The organism is Gordonia paraffinivorans NBRC 108238, from assembly GCF_000344155.1.
Taxonomy (GTDB): Bacteria; Actinomycetota; Actinomycetes; order Mycobacteriales; family Mycobacteriaceae; genus Gordonia; species Gordonia paraffinivorans.
In genome coordinates, this window is record NZ_BAOQ01000033.1 from 59,228 (window position 1) to 78,928 (window position 19,701).

General features: G+C 67.9%; 21 protein-coding genes and 2 pseudogenes. 4 read left to right on the top strand and 19 right to left on the bottom strand.

Going from position 1 to position 19,701, the window contains the following annotated elements; genetic code table 11:
* Positions 1-141 precede the first annotated feature (141 nt).
* Positions 142-1,599: an adenylate/guanylate cyclase domain-containing protein gene (locus GP2_RS15860; protein ID WP_109238703.1), complete on the top strand. Its 1,458-nt coding sequence runs from the start codon at positions 142-144 to the stop codon at positions 1,597-1,599.
* Between the two features lie 47 nt (positions 1,600-1,646).
* Here GP2_RS15860 and topA read toward each other — a convergent pair whose 3' ends face one another.
* The 3 genes from topA to GP2_RS15875 all read right to left on the bottom strand — a co-directional run bounded on the left by topA (position 1,647) and on the right by GP2_RS15875 (position 5,884).
* Complete coding sequence (gene topA / locus GP2_RS15865; protein ID WP_040527233.1) at positions 1,647-4,733, bottom strand: type I DNA topoisomerase; 3,087 nt, start codon at positions 4,731-4,733, stop codon at positions 1,647-1,649.
* A 182-nt stretch (positions 4,734-4,915) separates the two neighbouring features.
* Entirely contained in the window at positions 4,916-5,500 is a 585-nt protein-coding gene (locus tag GP2_RS15870; RefSeq protein ID WP_006901549.1) for a hypothetical protein, read from the bottom strand.
* Positions 5,501-5,680: 180 nt separating this feature from the next.
* Positions 5,681-5,884: a cold-shock protein gene (locus GP2_RS15875; protein WP_004022110.1), complete on the bottom strand. Its 204-nt coding sequence runs from the start codon at positions 5,882-5,884 to the stop codon at positions 5,681-5,683.
* A 336-nt stretch (positions 5,885-6,220) separates the two neighbouring features.
* Here GP2_RS15875 and sftH point away from each other — a divergent pair, with 336 nt between their 5' ends.
* Entirely contained in the window at positions 6,221-8,548 is a 2,328-nt protein-coding gene (sftH, locus tag GP2_RS15880; RefSeq protein WP_006901550.1) for a DEAD/DEAH box helicase, read from the top strand.
* Positions 8,541-9,092, top strand: a complete 552-nt coding sequence (locus GP2_RS15885; protein ID WP_006901551.1) for a hypothetical protein — start codon at positions 8,541-8,543, stop codon at positions 9,090-9,092. Before sftH ends, GP2_RS15885 begins: the two co-directional genes overlap by 8 nt.
* Here GP2_RS15885 and GP2_RS15890 read toward each other — a convergent pair.
* The 5 genes and pseudogenes from GP2_RS15890 to GP2_RS21320 form a co-directional block, all read right to left on the bottom strand.
* Positions 9,089-9,376, bottom strand: a complete 288-nt coding sequence (locus GP2_RS15890; RefSeq protein WP_006901552.1) for a hypothetical protein — start codon at positions 9,374-9,376, stop codon at positions 9,089-9,091. The two genes, GP2_RS15885 and GP2_RS15890, sit on opposite strands and share 4 nt — an antisense overlap.
* Positions 9,377-9,415: 39 nt before the next feature.
* Positions 9,416-9,661, bottom strand: coding sequence for a hypothetical protein (locus GP2_RS15895; protein ID WP_006901553.1), 246 nt, complete (start codon positions 9,659-9,661; stop codon positions 9,416-9,418).
* Between the two features lie 263 nt (positions 9,662-9,924).
* Positions 9,925-10,296, bottom strand: a complete 372-nt coding sequence (locus GP2_RS15900; RefSeq protein ID WP_006901554.1) for an Rv3654c family TadE-like protein — start codon at positions 10,294-10,296, stop codon at positions 9,925-9,927.
* Positions 10,293-10,694 carry a TadE family type IV pilus minor pilin gene (locus tag GP2_RS15905; RefSeq protein ID WP_040527259.1) on the bottom strand — a complete coding sequence of 134 codons (402 nt, stop codon included), beginning with the start codon at positions 10,692-10,694 and terminating at the stop codon, positions 10,293-10,295. The genes GP2_RS15900 and GP2_RS15905 overlap by 4 nt, the downstream gene beginning before the upstream one ends.
* Positions 10,694-10,828, bottom strand: a pseudogene (locus GP2_RS21320) (DUF4244 domain-containing protein); the annotation flags it as partial. The pseudogene GP2_RS21320 and the gene GP2_RS15905, both read right to left, overlap by 1 nt.
* A gap of 29 nt (positions 10,829-10,857) precedes the next feature.
* Between GP2_RS21320 and GP2_RS22250 the strand changes: the two are divergent.
* Positions 10,858-11,049: pseudogene (locus tag GP2_RS22250) on the top strand (Lrp/AsnC ligand binding domain-containing protein); the annotation flags it as partial.
* Here GP2_RS22250 and GP2_RS15910 read toward each other — a convergent pair.
* The 11 genes from GP2_RS15910 to ssd all read right to left on the bottom strand — a co-directional run bounded on the left by GP2_RS15910 (position 11,013) and on the right by ssd (position 19,644).
* Positions 11,013-11,762, bottom strand: a complete 750-nt coding sequence (locus GP2_RS15910; protein WP_006901556.1) for a hypothetical protein — start codon at positions 11,760-11,762, stop codon at positions 11,013-11,015. The pseudogene GP2_RS22250 and the gene GP2_RS15910 sit on opposite strands and share 37 nt — an antisense overlap.
* 36 nt (positions 11,763-11,798) lie before the next feature.
* On the bottom strand, positions 11,799-12,596 hold the full coding sequence (locus GP2_RS15915) for a hypothetical protein (RefSeq protein WP_006901557.1): 798 nt from the start codon (positions 12,594-12,596) through the stop codon (positions 11,799-11,801).
* Between the two features lie 58 nt (positions 12,597-12,654).
* The gene (locus tag GP2_RS15920) at positions 12,655-13,971 is read right to left on the bottom strand and encodes an IS256 family transposase (RefSeq protein WP_006901558.1); all 1,317 of its coding nucleotides are present in this window, start codon (positions 13,969-13,971) and stop codon (positions 12,655-12,657) included.
* A gap of 109 nt (positions 13,972-14,080) precedes the next feature.
* Complete coding sequence (locus GP2_RS21685) at positions 14,081-14,608, bottom strand: hypothetical protein (RefSeq protein WP_006901559.1); 528 nt, start codon at positions 14,606-14,608, stop codon at positions 14,081-14,083.
* A 185-nt stretch (positions 14,609-14,793) separates the two neighbouring features.
* Positions 14,794-15,165 (bottom strand): Rv3654c family TadE-like protein, encoded by a 372-nt coding sequence (locus GP2_RS15930; protein ID WP_006901560.1) that lies wholly within the window; start codon positions 15,163-15,165, stop codon positions 14,794-14,796.
* The gene (locus tag GP2_RS15935) at positions 15,162-15,506 is read right to left on the bottom strand and encodes a TadE family type IV pilus minor pilin (RefSeq protein WP_255218647.1); all 345 of its coding nucleotides are present in this window, start codon (positions 15,504-15,506) and stop codon (positions 15,162-15,164) included. The genes GP2_RS15930 and GP2_RS15935 overlap by 4 nt, the downstream gene beginning before the upstream one ends.
* 56 nt (positions 15,507-15,562) lie before the next feature.
* Positions 15,563-15,778: a DUF4244 domain-containing protein gene (locus GP2_RS15940; RefSeq protein ID WP_006901562.1), complete on the bottom strand. Its 216-nt coding sequence runs from the start codon at positions 15,776-15,778 to the stop codon at positions 15,563-15,565.
* 146 nt (positions 15,779-15,924) lie between these two features.
* Positions 15,925-16,539: a type II secretion system F family protein gene (locus tag GP2_RS15945; protein WP_006901563.1), complete on the bottom strand. Its 615-nt coding sequence runs from the start codon at positions 16,537-16,539 to the stop codon at positions 15,925-15,927.
* Positions 16,536-17,381, bottom strand: coding sequence for a type II secretion system F family protein (locus GP2_RS15950; RefSeq protein WP_006901564.1), 846 nt, complete (start codon positions 17,379-17,381; stop codon positions 16,536-16,538). The genes GP2_RS15945 and GP2_RS15950 overlap by 4 nt, the downstream gene beginning before the upstream one ends.
* On the bottom strand, positions 17,378-18,568 hold the full coding sequence (locus GP2_RS15955; protein ID WP_006901565.1) for a TadA family conjugal transfer-associated ATPase: 1,191 nt from the start codon (positions 18,566-18,568) through the stop codon (positions 17,378-17,380). The genes GP2_RS15950 and GP2_RS15955 overlap by 4 nt, the downstream gene beginning before the upstream one ends.
* Positions 18,569-18,573: 5 nt before the next feature.
* On the bottom strand, positions 18,574-19,644 hold the full coding sequence (ssd, locus tag GP2_RS15960) for a septum site-determining protein Ssd (RefSeq protein WP_006901566.1): 1,071 nt from the start codon (positions 19,642-19,644) through the stop codon (positions 18,574-18,576).
* Positions 19,645-19,701 lie beyond the last annotated feature (57 nt).

The following is a 19,701-nucleotide window of genomic DNA, read 5'->3' on the forward strand; positions in this document are numbered from 1 at the left end:
CCTCGCGCAGGAACGCCGTTTAACAATTGCAAGCAGCCAGCTACCGTAGTCACCGTGGTGGAACAGAGGTCACGGTGGTCGAAGGTCCTGCACCTGGGCCGGTGGCTGATCCACACCCCGTGGCCGATCCTCGCACTGGACATGCTCCGGGCGAATCTCGTCGGCGCCCTCTTCACCTTCGCGTTCCTGCGCTTCGGCATGCCGCTGCAGGACTCGATCAGCCTCGACGAGATCACCGCGCTCAACCAGGTCATCTTCGCGGGCTACCTGCTCATCGCGATGGTCATCGGCGGTTACGCCTCCATCCAGTTGTCGTTGCCCGTGCTCCTGTGGCACCGGCGCCGCACCAGACTCGACAACGAGGCGGCCCGACGACGCGCCCTCGCCCTGCCCTCCCTGCTGACCGTGGTGAACGCGGCGTTGTGGGTCGTGGGCGGAACGCTGTTCACGCTGGTCAACATGACGGTGTCGTCGAAGAACGCGTTCATCGTCGCGATCGCCTCCGCAATCGGCGCCATGGTGACCTGCGCGCTGAGTTACATGCAGGCCGAGAAGGTGCTGCGTCCGATCACCGTCGCCGCGATGGCCAACAACCCCGAGGACGCGATCGCGCCGAGCGTCACCACCCGCATCACCGTGTTCTGGGTGATCAGCGTGGTGGCGCCGATGGCGGTGATCATCGGCCTGATCGTGCTGCACCGGCTGGGCATCTTCGAAGGCGATTCGACCGGACTCGAACGGCCGATCCTGTGGATGGCGATCTCCGCGCTGGCGTTCAGCGTGATCGCCATCGCCCGCGTCGTCGCCGCGATCAACGACCCGATCAAGCAGCTGCGTCAGGCCCAGGCGAAGGTCTCCGAGGGCGATCTGAACGTCGCGGTGAAGATCTACGACGGCAGCGACCTCGGTCTGCTGCAGGCCGGCTTCAACGACATGGTCGCCGACCTGCGCGAACGCCAGCAGCTGCGCAACCTGTTCGGTCGCTACGTCGGTGAGGACGTCGCCCGACGCGCCATCGAGCAGGGCACCGAACTCGGCGGGGAGGAACGCTATGTCGGCGTGCTGTTCGTCGACATCGTCGGGTCGACGCGGCTGGCGGTGAACCGTCCCCCGCGCGAGGTCGTGGAGTTGCTCAACCAGTTCTTCCGGGTCGTCGTCGCGGTGGTGGGACGCCACGGCGGCTTCGTCAACAAGTTCCAGGGTGACGCCGCGCTGGCGATCTTCGGCGCACCGCTCGACCTCGACGACTTCGCCGGACGCGCCCTGGCCGCCGCCCGCGAACTGCGCACCGAGCTGGAGGCCCTCGGCGACACCGACATCGGCATCGGCGTCTCCGCCGGCAAGGCGATCGCCGGTCACATCGGCGCCGAGCAGCGCCTCGAGTACACCGTCATCGGCGATCCGGTGAACGAGGCGGCCCGACTCACCGAGCTGGCCAAGGACGAACCCACCCGCGTCCTCGGTTCGGCGCGCGCGGTGTTCCTCGCCTCGCATCAGGAGGCCGAACACTGGGAGATCGGCGAGGGCGTCGAACTCCGCGGCCGCGGCATCGAGACACTGCTGGCCCGCCCGCACATGGAGCCCTACCAGCGGGACTGACGTCGGCCCGCGGGCTCCTGCGCGTCGGGTCACCGGGCTTCGGCGGCTCAGTTCTCCGACGACTCGGTTGGCTCCGCGGCAGCGTCGGCCGCGCTCTTCTTCGCGGCGGTCTTCTTGGCCGCAGATTTCTTCGCGGTGGTCTTCTTCGCGGTCGTCTTCTTGGCGGTGGCCTTCTTGGCAGCCGTCTTCTTCGCGGCCTTCTTCGCCGGCGCCTTCTTGGCGGCCTTCTTCGCCGCCTTCTTGGCCGGGCCCCGCGCACGACGATCCGCGAGCAGCTCCATCGCCCGTTCCGGTGTGATCGAGTCGACCTCGTCGCCCTTGCGCAGGCTGGCGTTGGTCTCGCCGTCGGTCACATACGGCCCGAAGCGGCCGTCCTTGATGACCATCGGCTTGCCGCTGACCTCGTCGTTGGCGCCCAGGTCACGCAGCGGCGGCGCGGCGGCCTGACGACCCCGGCGCTTGGGCTCGGAGTAGATCTTCAGCGCCTCGTCGAGCGTGATGGTGAAGAGCTGCTCCTCGCTGGTCAGCGACCGCGAGTCCGTCCCCTTCTTCAGGTACGGGCCGTAGCGGCCGTTCTGGGCGGTGATCTCTTCGCCGGACTCGGGGTCGACACCGACGACCCGCGGCAGCGACAGCAGCTTCAGCGCGTCGTCGAGGGTCACCGTGGCGATGTCCATCGACTTGAACAGCGAGCTGGTGCGCGGCTTGGGACCGGCAGCCTTCTTGGTGGCCTTCTTCGCGGCCTTCTTGGCCGCGGGCTTGGTCTTGGTCGCGGTGCCGCCGCCGGGCGCATCGAGCGGGACGACGTCGGCATCGCCCGGCTCTGCAGACGTACCGCCGCCGTCACGCGGCGTCGGGCCGGCCGGGATGGTCAGCGGCGCGTCGTCGCCCTCGTCGTCATCGTCGTCGGACGGGAGGATCTCGGTGACGTACGGGCCGAAACGACCCTCCTTGACCACGATCTCGTGGCCGGTCGCCGGGTCGACACCGAGCGAGCGACCCTCCTGCGGCGTCGCGAACAGCTTCTCGGCGACCTCGAGCGTCAGCTCGTCGGGGGTCATGTCGGCGGGCAGGTTGGCGCGCTGGAGATCGGGCTCGACGTCCTCGCCCGACTTGGTCGCGTTCAGGTCGCGCTCGAGGTAGGGCCCGAACCGGCCGACACGAACATAGACCGGACGCCCCTCGGAGTCGTCGAAGAGCTTGATCGAGTTGACCTGACGGGCGTCGATCTCCTCGAGGTTCACGCCGACGAGCTTCTTGAGTCCGCCGTACTTGGCGATCTCGGAGTGCGCGGACTTGCCGTCGTCGTTGGTGCCGGGGCGTTCCTCGCCGAAGTAGAACTCCGACAACCAGCGGGTCCGGTCCTCGTTGCCGGTCGCGATGCGGTCGAGGTCGTCCTCGAGGGTCGCGGTGAAGTCGTAGTCGACGAGGCTCTCGAAGTACGCCTCCATCAGCCCGACCACGGCGAACGCGATCCACGACGGGACGAGGGCGTTGCCCTTCTTCACCACGTAGCCGCGATCCTGGATGGTGCCGATGATCGACGCGTAGGTCGACGGGCGGCCGATGCCGAGCTCTTCGAGGACCTTGACCAGCGAGGCCTCGGTGAAGCGGGCCGGCGGATTGGTCGAGTGGCCGTCGGCGGTGAGCTCGGTCGCGGTGAGCGTCTGGCCCTCGGTGAGCTGCGGCAGGCGGTTCTCGGCGTCGTCGGCCTGACCGCCGGTCTGCTCGTCGACGGTCTCGACGTACGCCGACAGGAAACCCGGGAAGGTGATCGTGCGGCCGGACGCGGCGAACGTGGCGCGCTCACCGGTCGACGCGGTGCCGGCGATCCGCAGGCTCATGGTGGTGCCCTTGGCGTCGGCCATCTGCGAGGCGACCGTGCGCTGCCAGATGAGTTCGTAGAGCCGGAACTCGTCGGTGTCGAGCTGGCCCGCGACCTGGCCCGGGGTGCGGAAGGTCTCGCCGGCCGGACGGATCGCCTCGTGCGCCTCCTGCGCGTTCTTCACCTTGCGGGTGTACTGGCGCGGCGTCGGGTGGACGAAGTCCGGGCCGTACAGCTCGCGGGCCTGTGCGCGGGCGGCGTTGATCGCCGACTCGCTGAGGCTCGTCGAGTCGGTACGCATGTAGGTGATGAAGCCGTTCTCGTACAGCCGCTGCGCGATGCGCATCGTGCGGTCGGAGGTGAACCGCAGCTTGCGGCCGGCCTCCTGCTGCAGCGTCGAGGTCATGAACGGCGCATACGGGCGACGGGTGTAGGGCTTCTCCTCGACCGAGGTGACGGTCATGGTGACCCCGCGCAGGCCCGCGGCCAGGCTCTCGGCGCGGTCGGCGTCGAGGACGATGACCCCGTCGGACTTCTTCAGCCGCCCGGTGGACTCGAAGTCGCGACCGGTGGCGACCCGATTGTCGTCGACGTTGACCAGGCGCGCCTTGAACGTCTGGGGGCTGGCGTCGGCGCCGGCGTCCATGGTCGCGGCGATGTCCCAGTAGTCGGCGGAGACGAACGCCATGCGCTCGCGTTCCCGCTCGACGATGATGCGCGTGGCGACCGACTGCACACGGCCCGCCGACAGCTTCGGCATGACCTTCTTCCACAGGACCGGCGACACCTCGTAGCCGTAGAGGCGGTCGAGGATGCGGCGGGTCTCCTGGGCGTCGACGAGGTCGGTGTCGAGGTCGCGGGGGTTCTCGGCCGCCGCCCGGATGGCCGGCTCGGTGATCTCGTGGAAGACCATCCGCTTGACCGGGATCTTGGGCTTGAGCGTCTCGAGGAGGTGCCACGCGATGGCCTCCCCCTCGCGGTCACCGTCGGTGGCGAGGTAGAGCTCGTCGACGTCCTTGAGCAAGGACTTCAACTCGCTGACGGTGGACTTCTTGTCCGGGGACACCACGTACAGCGGCTCGAAGTTCTCGTCGACGTTCACGCCGAGTCGCGCCCACGGCTGACCCTTGTACTTGGCGGGCACGTCGGCGGCTCCGCGCGGGAGGTCGCGAATGTGGCCGCGCGAGGACTCCACCACGTAATTGGGCCCCAGGTAACCGGCGATCTTGCGCGCCTTGGTCGGGGACTCGACGATCACGAGTCGTCGGATTCCCCCACTTGAGCGGGATGCGGTGCTGGTCTCGGCCACCGGGGCGTCCTTCGTTTGACTGGGTAAAACGTCCTGCGCTGGAGTTCAGGTGTGTTGGATGGGTTTGTACCTTATGTATAGCGCTGTTTGCACATCCGAATTCCGCGGCGGGTCGCAGAATATCCCGATCCACACCTCGATCTACGACGTTCACCCAGGTCAGGGCGCCGCCGACGCGGCCGTCAATGCAATTCGGCGGCAGGCCAGTCCGCGACGGCCGCCGGGCACGGCGGAGGGCCGACGTATTCGTGGAGTCGCGCGAGACGCCGATGACCGGTGATCCGGAGCGCGGGGGAATTGCCCCGGGTGCCCACCAGCGTGGGCGCGATGCCCGCCCTCATGAGCGCGGTCGCCAGGTCGGCGTGCGTCTCGGGCGCATGCGGGTCGAGTCCCAGTTCATAGCGCCCCTCGTCGGAGTGGCCGGCGGCGATCACCCACAGGCGCAGCGCGCGGAAGGTCGGAACCCAACCGGCCGGCATCGACTTCACCGCACCGGTCGACCACGCGGCATGCAGGGCGTCGAGGTCGTGGGACGGGGCGGCGCGCGCGAGCGGGGTGCCCTCGTCGGAGGTCGTCACCTCGGCCTCGAGACCGGCGGCCCGCATCTGCTCGACGATCTGCTCCGCGCGCCAGCGGTCGGCGACCACGATCGAGACCCGCGTACCGGATTCCGAGCGAACCGTCTGGCCGTGGGCGGCGAGCAACCCCTCGAGATCGGAGTACGCGGGCTCCTCGGTCTCTGCGGAGAAGAACGACAACTGGCCCACGGTTCGAGGTTAGGGCCTCACAGGCGCCCGAACCGCTCTTTGGCCCCGGCGGTTCGTGCTCGATCCCTCCGCCCGGCATCCCCGAGAGGCGACGCCGGAAAAACGAACCACTCCCGTCTCGACGGATCGGGACGGGAGTGGTTGTCGGCAGGCTGCGGCTCCGCAGCTGCCCAGGAGTCTCTAGACGGCGCGCACGCCGGTCGCCTGCGGGCCCTTGGTGCCCTGGCCGACCTCGAACTCCACCCGCTGGTTCTCCTCGAGGGTGCGGAAACCGGATCCCTGGATCTCGGAATAGTGGACGAACACGTCGTCGGAACCCTCATCCGGAGCGATGAAGCCGAAGCCCTTTTCCGCGTTGAACCACTTCACAGTTCCCTGTGCCATGTCTTGCAATCCTTTACATATCAACTGTCGCGACGAGATGGGTCACCCCGTCGTGGCCGGTTGACCGCCATACCTCAAAGAGCCCCGCGATGATCTGCGTCGATCCGCCAAACTAGCCTCAGTACCACGGCTGCAACACGCTGTTCGCCCACCGCCGGTGGGTTGCGAAAGCTGCGGCCGAGCCCAGTCAATCACGTTCCGCCCGGTTGCGATAGTCGCACCAACCAAGTTGAACAAAAACCTCGCCAAACATCAGATCCATGACACCCGCCGGTAACATCCGACCGGCCCAGACCCTAGGCGTCGGCACCACTTTGAAGAACATCCGTCAATAAAATGCAGTACTCCACATTCGGGACAGATCTCCTCGCACGGTCGCTCGCGGGCACCGATCCCGAGAGCTCCCCACTCACCCACCTCTCGGTAATCCCGTCGCGCCGTGAGGCTTTCGCAGACTGGCCGGAATGGGTGCCGGAGCCGCTTCGCGAGGCCTACGCGGACAACGGGATCGAGCGGGTCTGGACGCACCAGGCGCAGGCGGCCGACGCGGCCTTCACCGGTCGCCATGTCGCGATCTGCACCGGGACCGCATCCGGCAAGTCGCTGGCCTACCAAATGCCAATCCTGTCAACCCTGTTGACGGAGAAGAACGCCACCGCGTTGTACCTTGCGCCGACCAAAGCCCTGGGCGCCGACCAGATCCGGTCGGTCACCGCGGTGATCTCCGGGCGACCCGAGTTCGGGCACCTGCAGCCGTGCGCCTACGACGGCGACACCGATCCGGAGATCCGGCAGTGGGCGCGGGTGCACTCGCGATGGATCTTCACCAACCCCGACATGCTGCACATCGGGATCCTGTCGCACCACGCCAAGTGGCGGCAGTTCTTCCGCAACCTCCGCTACATCGTGGTCGACGAGTGCCATCACTACCGCGGGGTCTTCGGCTCGCACACCGCACTGGTGATGCGCCGGCTGCTGCGGATCGCGCGCGCCGCCGGCGGCAACCCGACGGTGATCGGGGCCAGCGCCACCGTCGCCGCGCCCGCGGAGGCGTTGAGCCGTCTGATCGGCGAGCCCGCGGTCGCGGTCACCGAGGACGCCTCGCCGCGCGGGGAGCGAACCGTCGCACTGTGGGAACCCGATTTCCTGCCTGCGGTGACCGGGGAGAACGGCGCCCCGGTCCGGCGTTCGGCCGGCGCCGAGGCCGCACGACTGCTCGCGGACTTCGTCGTCGAGGGCGCCCGGACCCTGTGCTTCGCACGGAGCCGGCGCGGCGTCGAGCTGACCGCCCTCACGGCGCGAAACCTGTTGGCGGACAGCGCCCCGGAGCTGGTGTCGAGGGTCGCGGCGTATCGGGCCGGCTACCTCGCCGACGACCGGCGGAAACTCGAGCAGGCCATCAACGACGGCGAGTTGATCGGCGTGGCGACCACCAATGCGCTCGAGCTGGGCGTGGACATCAGCGGACTGGACGCGGTCATCGTCAGCGGCTATCCGGGTACCGTCGCGTCGTTCTGGCAGCAGGCCGGCCGCGCCGGCCGACAGCGCGAGTCGGGCGACTCCCTGGTGGTGCTCGTCGCGCGCGACGACCCGCTCGACACCTACCTCGTGCACCACCCGTCGGCGTTGCTCGACAAGCCGGTGGAGGCCACCGTGACCGACCCGTCGAACCCCTATATCCTCGGACCCCACCTGCTGTGCGCGGCCGCGGAGAAGCCGCTGTCGGACGCCGAGATCGACTCCTGGGACGCTCGCGACGTCGCCGAAGACCTCGCCGCGGAAGGGCTGCTGCGCAAGAGGAAGGCCGGTTGGTACGTCGCCGCCGGCGTCGAACCCCACGCCGAGGTCGACATCCGCGGCGGCATCGGCGGGCAGGTCCTCATCGTCGACACGACGACCTCGCAGGTGCTCGGCACCGTCGACACCGGGCGGGCGATGTCGACCGTGCACCCGGGTGCCGTGCACATCCACCAGGGCGAGACCTATCTGGTCGACGAACTCGACCTCGACGACGGCCTGGCCCTGGCCCACCCCGAGGACCCGGACTGGACGACCTCGGCCCGCGAGACCACCGACATCTCGATCACGTCGGTCATCGACAGCCGGACGTTCGGGGCGCTCACCGTCGCCTTCGTGGATGTCGACGTCACCCACCAGGTGGTGGGCTACCTGCGCACCCTGAGGAGCGGCGAGGTGCTCGACGCGGTGGAGCTCGACATGCCCGCGCAGACGCTGCACACGCGGGCCGTCATGTACACCCTCACCCTGGAGGCCCTCGCCGACGCGGGGATCGACGAGCCGAGGTTGCCCGGGTCGCTCCACGCCGCCGAGCACGCCGCCATCGGCCTGCTGCCGCTCGTCGCGACCTGCGACCGCTGGGACATCGGCGGCGTGTCGACCGACCTGCATCCCGACACCGGGCTGCCCACCGTGTTCGTCTACGACGGCTACATGGGCGGTGCCGGATTCGCCGAACGGGGGCACGCCGCGTTCCTCACCTGGATCGATGCCACCCGCGACGCCGTGGCGAGCTGCGGCTGCGAGAGCGGCTGCCCGTCGTGCGTGCAGAGTCCGAAGTGTGGCAACGGGAATGACCCGCTCGACAAAGATGGCGCAGTGACCGTCCTCGAGCTCGTATCTCGGCAATACTTGGCTCATGCATGACGAGGCACCCGATCATGGGGTCGGCACCAAGCGGCTGGTGACCCGGCCGTCACGCGCCTTCTTCCTGCTCGCGCGCCCGACCCAGAACACCGACACACTCCCCTCCTCCATCGGCGAACGCGACGTCTTCTTCTCCGAGGAGGAAGCGCTCGACGCGCTCGACCTCCACTACGGCTGGTGCGCCGCCCGGTCGGGCGGGTTCACCTCCGTCGTGACGACCGCGCAGTGGTACCTGCAAACCGCGATGATCGGTCCGCGGATCACGCCCGCACTCGGGGAGGTCTACCTGGCCACATCGGACGCGCAGACCGGCCAGACATGGGCTGCCGCAGGCGGATTCCTCACCGAGGGCGAGCTGATCCACTGGTCGTCGTTCGTGCGGGCGGCACGTTCGCTGATCCCGCTGCACATCGGGACCGACTCGTTCGAGCTCGCCTACCGCGGCGATGTGAACGTGCACTTCCACCAATTGTGGTTCGCCCCCGTGCGATCGGTGCGGGTGTACCCGAAGAAGATCGTCGTCGACGACGACAACAGGGGTTAGCCCTCTCCGTCACCGCGTCGGAGACGGCCGATGATGGCGTCGCACCCGGCCCAGAACCACCGGCCCGCCAGCGACATGAGCAGGAAGAAGGCGAGGAATACCGGGATCTGCCCCCACCGAACCGCCCACTCCGACAAGTGCGTGAGGTTCGCGGCGATCAGCACCAGCAGGACGCATCCGAGCGCGAACAGAACCCAGGTGCGGGTTTCGGTGTGCTTCGGCGGTTTCGGTTGCGCGGGTTCGGCAGCGCGATGCGCGCCGCGGTGTTCGACAGCGTGGGTCACGGTGAAACTCCTTCTCGTCTGCGGTGTTCGTGGTGCCGGTCAGTCACCGACGAAGGCCGAGTCGGGCAGGTCCGGCAGCCCGGGGTGCTCGACGTCGGGGATGATCGGACAAGAACTCGTCCGCTGAAACATCCTGCGCACACCGCGCCTGCCCGATGCGGCTCCGATCTCGATGCGAGTGAAGATCTCGACCTGGCCGTGTTCCTCTGAGTTCAGCAGTGTCGCGAACTGACGGACGGTGATCCCGGCCGGTCCGGGGATGGTGAACCCGGTCGTCTTGACCAAGCGCGCCCCGGGTAATCGACGTGATCGCCTGTCCTGTGGAGCATGTCAGACGGGTTCGCGATACCCTCGAGATCCCAGGCCAGACATGTCGCATTCGGCGCGAATCCCCTCACGGTGTCGCCGGGTGAGGCGACCGTGATCGCATGCCGCAGGGCCGGACTCTGCACCGGAGGCCAACCCGGCGGAAGGTCCCAGCACTGAACTGGGTTCAGCAACTCTGATGCGCCAACGGTCCCCGACCTACGCCGGGTCCTTTGGCCGCGTCACTCGACCGGCCCCGCTCGTGCGACTGCGATCGCTTCACCGGTCCCGAAACCACCGAGTTCGACTGACAACCGCACCGACACCACGGCGTCGGCCCCGTCGATGCGGCACGAAACGACCTCGACCCGCGGACGTTGTACCCGTGCCAGCGAACGCGCCTGGCCGCAGGGATCGGCACCTCCTCCGGCGTGGTCCACGGCAGCCGCCAGTGCAGCCAGATCGGCTGCCGACTGCGCTCGATGGCGAGCGAGAACGGCTGCACCGACGTAGATCACCAGGACGAGAACCGCCGCGATCGCCGCAATCACGAACGCGCCCAGCACCGTCGCATTTCCGTCCTCGTCGGCGGCCGGACCGCGAATGGACCTCACGGTTCGACCCCCGGCGCGAACACGACCTGATCCTCACCGCGCGGTTCCCTCACTGCCACGGCTCGTGCCGACAGGGTCAGCCCCGGCATGAGCGCCACCGACGTCCGAACGTGAACGATCACCCGCTCACCCTCTTCCGAGATGTCGACCACCGCCTCGTCACCAGCCAGACCCTTCGCGATCTCACGTGCCGAGTCGTCACCGGCCGCAGTCAACCGTGCGGCCTCGCGCGCGGCGTCGGTACACCGGACCTGCGCCGTCACACCGGAGATCGCGCCGATCGCCAGCAACGCCGCGACGACGATCGCAGCGATCGCATACGCCGCCTCGACGGACACCATCCCGGACTCGTCGCGGGCCAGATGCGAGAGTCGAGATCGACAGCCACGCAACAGCATCATCCGACCGAGGTACTGAGCGCCTTCCCGATGATCCCGGTCAACGCACTCACAATGTTGTCCCCGGTGATCACCGTATAGAGGATGGCCCCGAATGCCGCAGCCGCAATCGTGCCGATTGCGTACTCGGTAGTTCAAGATTACACCCGACCAACGTCGAACGCTGACCGCGGGATCGTTCGACATCCTGATCGAGGTCGTCTGCGAGAACGACGACGACCATCTCCTGGAGATCCTGAACAAGAAGGTGCGCGTGCACCCGGAGGTCGTCGGCACCGAGACCCTCGTCTATCTCAAACTGGGTGGTCGACTCGTTCGCTACGGGGGCGGGAACCCTCCAAGGTCCACGCGGTAGTCGCGTTCAATCCCCATGCGGACCCACCACTCATCAACAAATGCCGTCGCTGTCTTGTGCGCCCACTCCGCGCAGCCGCTAGCCAGGCAAACGTGTGGATACCACGGACTGACCGGGTTCGGAAACACCCGCGACTCAGGAAAGAGACCCTTCAGCATTTTGAACATCTTGTGCTCGTCGTCGTCCATCTGCCATTCGGGCTTGAAGTGAACGAGCGCATTACGCAAGGCAATTAGCTTCACCGCGGACTGGTACGGGTTCGTGCTGGTGTCGAACTCTGGTTTCCGTGTCGCAGTCAGGGCTACCTGGTATTTTTCAAGAATTCCGGCGCGCTCCAACCTTGCGGGCGTTACCCAAAGTGCACGAATCAGTGGAGCAGCTTCCGGTTCGATCCCCTTACATCGATGACTAACCCTTCCCGGTTCGGCTTCAGCTAAGTCCTGCAACACCTCGTTGACCGCAGCTTCCATAAATGCGACGGACAACATAACCGCGTTGGTCGCGCACGATTCGAGAGCTATGTCTGCGGCATTCGTACCCGCAATGCGGTCCTCAATTTCCGAACATTCACGTGCGGCTCGCTTAGCCGACCAAAGGTGCTGAGTCGAACGGTAGCCGCGCACACCCACGCTCGCGGTGCCAACCATCGAAATCACTGATGACGCCGGGGAGCCCAAGTGAATCGTCACATCATCGCCGTCACGTTCAATCATTCCTCGAACAGTAGACCGCTGACCGTGGTGACGCTTCTACTTGCCTGATAGACCGATCCTTGCCCACGTACCCTTGTATCCGTGACACTCCTTCAGGACTAGGGGTTCGCCGATCTTCTTCATGTGCCGGTTCATAATGACCCACCCGTACATATGCAGTCCGTGCATGTAGTAGGCGAACTCTTCGAACTCGATCATCAGCTTTTCTCCCACATCCGCCCGTTGGGGACACCGCTCAACGAACGAAGCGTCCGCTGTTCCCCCACGGTGCGCCCACACGTGGCGAACCTGCTGGGCGGCGAAGACCGACTCTTTCACGTTTTCAGGCACGACCCCGTCGAGGGCGACACCCTTCAAGACGTTCTCGAACTGGCTGACCCCCAGCTTCTTGTCGGACCCAGCATTCCGTGTGACCTCATACAGCACAGCGTGGGCGCGCTCCTCACCGGATGACAGCGCGGCCTTCATGGGCAGTTTCACTTTCGCGAACTGTTCGCTTTCGAGTAGTTCGGGCCGGTCAACTATCAGCGCCACGAACGTGTCTTCCACCAGTCGCTCGAACGCGCCCCACAGCCCCAGCAAGGCGTGGGCGTGAAGGGTAGGAAAGCCTGCATTCGCTTCTACGGCTGCGGAATCAGCCTTCCATCGGTGTCCCGCCGCTTCTTCCTCCGAATGTCCCAAGGCGCGCAACGTATCTGGATACCGCGAGATGTGCCAGTAGCCTTCGTGTGTCAGGTGAACGAGCGCTTCGGTGGCTTCGGAGTATTCGAGCCACGTCTGGTACGGTTCCCGCAAACACCCCAACGGGACGGGGCGACCCGCCTTACTTGACATCTCTCGATGATCTCACATTTCATCGGAGGAATTGTCAAGACCTGTGGATCGGGGTGTTTCAGGCGACCTCCGTTCCGGCTTGCTGATCGCCGTCTGAGGGCGGGGTTGGTGGGGTGATCTCGGTGGGGCGTTCGAGCAGTTTGCCCTTGTGGAAGACCGCGCCGGCGCGCACCAGGGCGACCAGGTGTGGTGCGTTGACGGCGCGCCAGCGGGCCGCGGCGGCGTCGATGAGCTTGTAGGCCATGGCCAGACCAGCTGCTCGTGACCCCGGACCTTTGGTGACTTTGGTGCGCAAACGCACTGTGGCGAAGGTGCTTTCGATCGGATTCGTGGTGCGTAGGTGGATCCAGTGCTCGGCGGGATAGCGGTAGAATTCCAGCAGGGTGTCCAGATCGTCGGTGATCTTGGCGACCGCCTTGGGATATTTGGCGCCGAAGTCGACCTCGAAGGCTTTGACCGCGACCTGGGCTTTGTCGATATCCTCGGCGTTGTAGATCTCTTTGAGCGCTGCCAACGCCGACGGGTGTGCTGATTTCGGCAGCGCGGCAAGGACATTGGCTTGCTTGTGAAACCAGCACCGCTGCTCACGGGTGGCCGGGAACACTTCGCGCACCGCGTTCCACAACCCCAAGGCGCCATCGCCGACCGCGAGCACTGGGGCGGTCATGCCGCGTCGTTTACCCTCGCGCAGCAGATCAGCCCACGACTCGGTCGATTCCCGGTAGCCGTCGGTGATCGCCACCAGCTCTTTGCGGCCGTCAGCGCGCACGCCCAGCATCACCAGCAAACAGAGTTTTTCCTGGTCCAGGCGGACCTTGAGGTGGATACCGTCGACCCACAGGTAGACGTAATCGGTGCCGGACAGGTCCCGGGCCGCAAACGCGCGGGCCTCGTCCTGCCACTGCGCCGTGAGCCGGGTGATCGTGGTGGCCGACAACCCCGCACCCGAACCCAGGAACTGCTCCAATGCCGGGGTGAAGTCGCTGGTGGACAGCCCGTGCAGGTACAGCAGCGGCAGCACTTCGCTCATCTGCGGAGACTTGCGCGCCCAGGCCGGCAGGATCGCCGAGGAAAACCGTTTGCGTTCGCCGGTGTCGGGGTCGACACGCTTGTCGTTGACTCGCGGCGCTTTGACCTGCACCGCACCGGCTGCGGTCAGCACCTCGCGGGGCTGGTGGTAGCCGTTGCGCACCACCAGGCGGTGGCCGTTCTCATCGAGCTGGTCGGCGTACTGGGCCACGTAGGCGGCGACCTCGGCCTGCAACGCGGCGGCCAGCATCTGTCGCGCCCCGTCGCGGACGATCTCATCCAACAACGAGCGACCGGCAGTGTCGCTGTCGTTGGCGTCCTCGGCGTCGTGAACTACGGTGAGCATGGGCGTACCTTCCCGAACCAGCGCGCCAACGCCGGCTCATGATCGGACCTACTGACATTCAGATCATCCTCGGGAAGGTGCGCCCACTTTCACGCCCCCACCCCGAGGCTCATCCACAGGTTCTGATCATTGCTCGCAAACGGCCCTCACCGTGTTCTGGGCCACACCATTCGAGCGGTGTGCACGGCGGAATCAAGACGACCCGGGTGTCCACGGACTGTCCGCCAGTGCCCTCGGCGATGTGGTGCGTCGCTGTCTCCCCGTTCCCGAGGTCCTCGGTCCAGGTGTCGCCGTCTGATCGGCCATCCGTGTCGACGATGCCCACGCTCGTCGGATCGGCGAGAATCGGGTACATCGCGTCGTCCGCGGGTTCGACGTGCTGGATCAGGTCGCAGTTGGCGTCGACGACATACCACGTCTTCTGAGGCCTGCCAGCCGAATCAAAGGCCCACGGATGCGCGACATGCTGAACCGCATTGCCGCTGCGGTCGTAGACCGTGGCCGAGCCATCCGGACCGACCTTGGTGTAACCACCCTCCGGGACGTGCATCGCGAACCGATAGGTGGTCGGACTGGTCTCGTCGTGGATCAGCACCATGCGGGACGAGCCGACCGTCGCCCGCGTCGAGCCGCCCATCTTCAGCAGCGATCGCGCTCGGAGGTTCGCGACAGCCAGCGCCGCCGCACATGTCCCCCGGCAGTAGCAGTCAGCACAATATTCTCGATACTGAATGTCGCGTTCATGATGCGGCACAGGGGGCGGGATTGCAAACCCTGCTGGAACCCGAAGGTCCCCGACCTACGACTGCCCCCGGCTCCGTCTCACTCGACCGGACCCGCTCGTGCGCCTGCGACGGCTTCACCGGTCCCGAAACCACCGAGTTCGACTGACAACCGCACCGAAACCACGACGTCCGCCCCGTCGATGCGGCACGAAACGACCTCTACCTGCGGACGTTGGGCCCCCGCCAGCGCACGCGCCTCACCGCAGGGATCGGTTCCTCCTCCGGCGTGGTCCACGGCAGCCGCCAGTGCCGCCAGATCGGCTGCCGACTGCGCGCGATGGCGGGCGAGAACGGCTGCACCGACGTAGATCACCAGGACGAGAACCGCGGTGACCGCCGCGATCACGAACGCGCCCAACACCGTCGCATGTCCGTCCTCGTCGGCGGTCAGACCACGGATGGTCCTCACGGTTCGGCACCCGGCGCGAACACGACCTGATCCTCACCGCGCGGTTCTCGCACCGCCACAGCCCGTGCCGAAACGGTCAGCCCCGGCATGAGCACCACCGATGTCCGAACGTGAACCATCACCCGCTCACCATCCTCCGAGATGACGACCGTTGCCCCACCACCAGCGAGACGTTCCGCGATCTCACGCGCCGAACCGTCACCGGCCGCAGTCAGCCGTGCGGCCTCACGCGCGGCGTCGGTGCACCGGATCTGTGCCGTCACACCAGCGATGGCTCCGACCGCGAGCAGGATCGTCACCACGATCGCCGCGATGGCATACGCAGCCTCGACAGTCACCATCCCCGACTCGTCACGGCGCAGACGGGCGAAGCGAATTCGCAAGCCATGCAAGCACATCAGCCCACCGAGGTACTGAGAGCCTTCCCGATGATCCCGGTCAACGCGCTCACGATGTTCTCACCGGTGATCACTGTGTAGAGGATGGCCCCGAACGCCGCGGCAGCGACGGTCCCGATTGCATATTCGGCAGTCGACATGCCGTCCTCGTCGGTCACGAGTCGGGTGACGTGCGCGCCGACCTGGTCAAGGATGCGAGAAGCATAATGTGTCACGAGATCTCCTGTGAGTCGAGTGGGTTGTCCGGATGGGGACACCGAATCGGTGCACATACTTGGACGCATCCAAGCGCCGATCGGATCCAGCGATTTGTCTGACGAGCTCGGACCGCCGCCACCGCTGCGGTCCGGCAACCGCCACCTCAGAACGAACCGAGAACGGTAGAGGCCAGACCCACGACCACCGGCACGATCCCGAGGCAGATGAATGCCGGGAGAAAGCACAGGCCCAGCGGACCGCTGATCGCCACCCCGGCGCGTTCGGCGGCGGCCAGTGCGTCGTCGTGCGCCCGGCGTCGCACGTCGTCGGCCAGCTCGGACAGGCCACCCGCCAACGACGAGCCGGCGCGCGCCGACCGTCTCGCCAGCGCGGCCAGGGCCTCGAGGTGCTCGTCGCCCGAGATGTCGCCGGCAGCGGGGGCATCGAGCAGCGCCGACCACGCGGTGTCGGGGTCGGCACCGAGTTGCAGGAGTTCGGCAACCCTGCGCAGCGGGCCGGAGACAGCCCCCGGCGCCCGATCCGCGACCGCCGTCGCCGCGGTGCCCACCGGCAACCCGGCCCGCAGGCACACCGCGAACAGGTCGAGGGCCGCAGCGACCGCAAACGGATCGCTCGCGGGCGGTCCCGCCCCGAGCCACCTCGGGGACCGGTCCGGCACCGGCGGTGGGTCGATCACCCGATACAGGTTCCACCGGGGTTCCGGCCAGAGCCACAACCCGACGGCCACGAGCACCGCAGCGACGGCGATCGCGATCATCGCGCCAGGACCTTTCCCGTGATCCGTTCCGCCCACACCACGCCCGCGGCAGCCAACCCGCACCCGACCACCAGCAGGATTCCGCCCAGGCCTTCGCCCATGAGCACCCGGAGCGGATCCGCCCCGGTCGCCTGCCCCAGTGCGATTCCGAGCAACGGCAGCCCGGCCAGCACCATCGCCGTCGCCCGCGGTCCGGCGAGACCTGCACGCGTGCGGTCGACGAAGCCGCGGCGGGCCGACAGATCCGACCGCAACGCGGTCAGCATGTCGATCATCGGCAATCCATGCCGTTCTGCTGTCTGCCAAGCGATTCCGATGCGCCGCCAGGAAGCGGCGTCCGACTCGAGCGCCTCGTCTCCCGATTCGACCGCCTCGACCGTCGCACCGCCCAGCGAGGCCCGGCACGCCATCGCCTCGAGCCCGTCGGCGATCTCGGACCTGTTCGCATCGTCCGATGCGCGGCGGCGGAGTTCGGCGGCCGCGACCTCGCACGCGTGGACCTGCGGCGCGCCGACCGAGAGTTCCGCGATCATCAGCGACAACGCCATCAGCAGGTCGTCGAGCCTGCGCTGATGGTCGCGCTCCGAGCGTCGGCGCCGGCGAATCCACCCCACGACCGCCACCAGGATCGCCGTCGCCAGCGCGAGCCCGACTCCGACGAAGACCAGCGCCGACACCGGCACCCCCACCGCGAGGACGCTCGTGAGATCCGCTCTTCGCCGTGCGGCGTCCGGCCCGAACAGGCCACCGACGCGCAGCTCGGCCCGAGCGGGCGCCCACAGGAGCACCGCCGCACCCAGCGCCGCCAGGACCGGAGCGACCGGCGGCACGGCGACGCTCACGTCGTCCGCCCACGCGTGTCCGGGTCACGAGCGCCGATCATGGCGTCGAAGATTCGGCGGTGGGCTGTGAACCCGTTGTCGCGCTGCCAGATCGGCACGATCTCGACCCTCCCGTCGGCGTTTCGGCGCACCACGCCGATCTCGACCAGTCCGCGCGTTCCGTCGCCGCGACGCGCCACGCCGAGGACCACCTGGAGTGCCGCGCCGAGCTGGCTGTGGAGCGCATCACGGCCCATACCGCCCAGCGCGGCAAGGGCTTCCATCCGTGCCGGGACCTCGGCGGTCGAGTTCGCGTGGACCGTGCCGGCGCTCCCGTCGTGCCCGGTGTTGAGCGCGGTGAGCAGGTCGATCACCTCGCCGCCGCGCACCTCGCCGACGATGATCCGGTCGGGACGCATCCGCAGGGCCTGCCTGACCAGCACGCGCACGCCGACCTCGCCGGCTCCCTCGACGTTGGCCGCACGCGCCACGAGACGGACGACCTGCGGATGCCGGGGCGCGAGTTCGAGTGCGTCCTCCACGCACAGCACCCGCTCGCGCGGGTCCATCGCACCGATGAGCGCATTCAGGAGCGTCGTCTTGCCCGAGCCCGTGCCGCCGACGACCAGGAAGGCCAACCGGCATCGCAGGATCTCGTCGATGGTCCCGACCACTTCACCGGGGATCGCACCGGACTCGATGAGACCGTCGAGATCCTTTGTCGCCGACCGCAGGACGCGCAACGAGATGCAGCTCCCGTCGGCGGCGAGCGGCGGGATGATCGCGTGCAGGCGCACCGTGTAGCCGCGCCGCCCGACACCGGAGAGCTGCCCGTCGACCCAGGGTTGGGCGTCGTCGAGCCGTCGGCCGGCGCCGAGCGCCAGTCGCGCCGCGAGACGACGGACCGACGCCTCGTCGGGGAACCGGATGTCCGTCGGCTGCAACCCTTGTCCCCGGTCGACCCACACCTCGTCGGGACCGCTGACCAGGATGTCGGCGATGTCGGGCTCGGCGAGCAGCGGCTCGAGTTTGCCCGCCCCGGTCAGCTCGGTCTGGAGGAAGCGCAGCGCGGAGAGCAGGTCGGTGTCGCCGAGGACTCCCCCGGCCTCGGCGCGGATCGCCTCGGCGATCACCGCCGGGTCCGGGTCGGCCGACTCGGCCGCCAGTCGCGCGCGAACCCGGTCGAGAAGAGCGTCGTCGGCCTGCATGCGTCTCATGCGGCCCTCCCACCGGTGACGCGCGAATGGACCGCCCACGCTGCCCGACCCAACGGACTCCGGGGCCTCACCCGGAGGGGGCCGCTCTCGAGACGCATCGGAAGCCTCGGATCTGGGCGGTAGGCGGCCAGGAGGGGAACGCCGATCGCCGCGGCGACCCGGGCCGGACGGAGCCCGCCCGGCGATGGCCCCCGCACGACGAGCTCCACCGCCACGGTGTTCCCGATCAGCCGGGCGTGCACCCGGCGCGCGGCCGCGCAGCCACCCACCGTCGGCGTCGAGACCAGCACCACGAGATCGGCCGACGACATCGCCGCCCGCACCACCGCCGAGTCGGACCGGGGCACGTCGAGGACGACGAGGTCCCCGTTCGTCCGGCCGGCGTCGATGACCGCGGTGACCGCTTCCGGCGAGATGCCGGCAGCCGGCATCCGTTCCGAGGTCAGCACGACGAGGTCGTTCTCGGCACGGGGCAACGCCCGGTGGAGAGCTGCGCCGCTGACGGCGCCGCCGTCGAGGGACAGGCCCTGCCAGCGGAGTCCCGGGCGCTGTTCGATGCCGAGCAGGAGATCCGCACCCGGCGCCACGTCGTCGAGGTCGAGCAGGAGTGTCGGTGAACCCAGTCCCACCCCGGTCAGGGCGACCGCCGCGGCGAGGGTCGATGCCCCGGCACCTCCGTGCGCCCCGATCACGGCGACGACGCCGGCCGGGTGCCGGCGCGGCACGCGGAATCCGGTCAGGGCCCTGACCAGGTCGTTCTCGTCGGCGGGCAGGGTGACGGCGTCGGTCGCGCCGAGGTCGATCGCCGAACGCCAGATGTCGCCGCCCGGATCGCCGGTGGCGACCAGGACGAAGGCATCCCGCCGTGGCGGGCGGATGCGGCCGAGTTCGGCGACCGCCGCCGGGTCGGCGACGACCGCCCGAGCCGTCAGCCATTCCCGACGGCAGTCGCCGGCCGGCACGGAGAGGACCCGGTACCCGGCCGCCGCCGCGCATCGCGCGACGTCGTCATGCAGGTCCGGGCCGACGAGGACGAGGAGATCACACATCGGCTGGTCGTCGTACATGACGGCGATCCTCGCCCGCCCAGAGACGCGCAACGGCGATCAGACGACGGCTGTGGA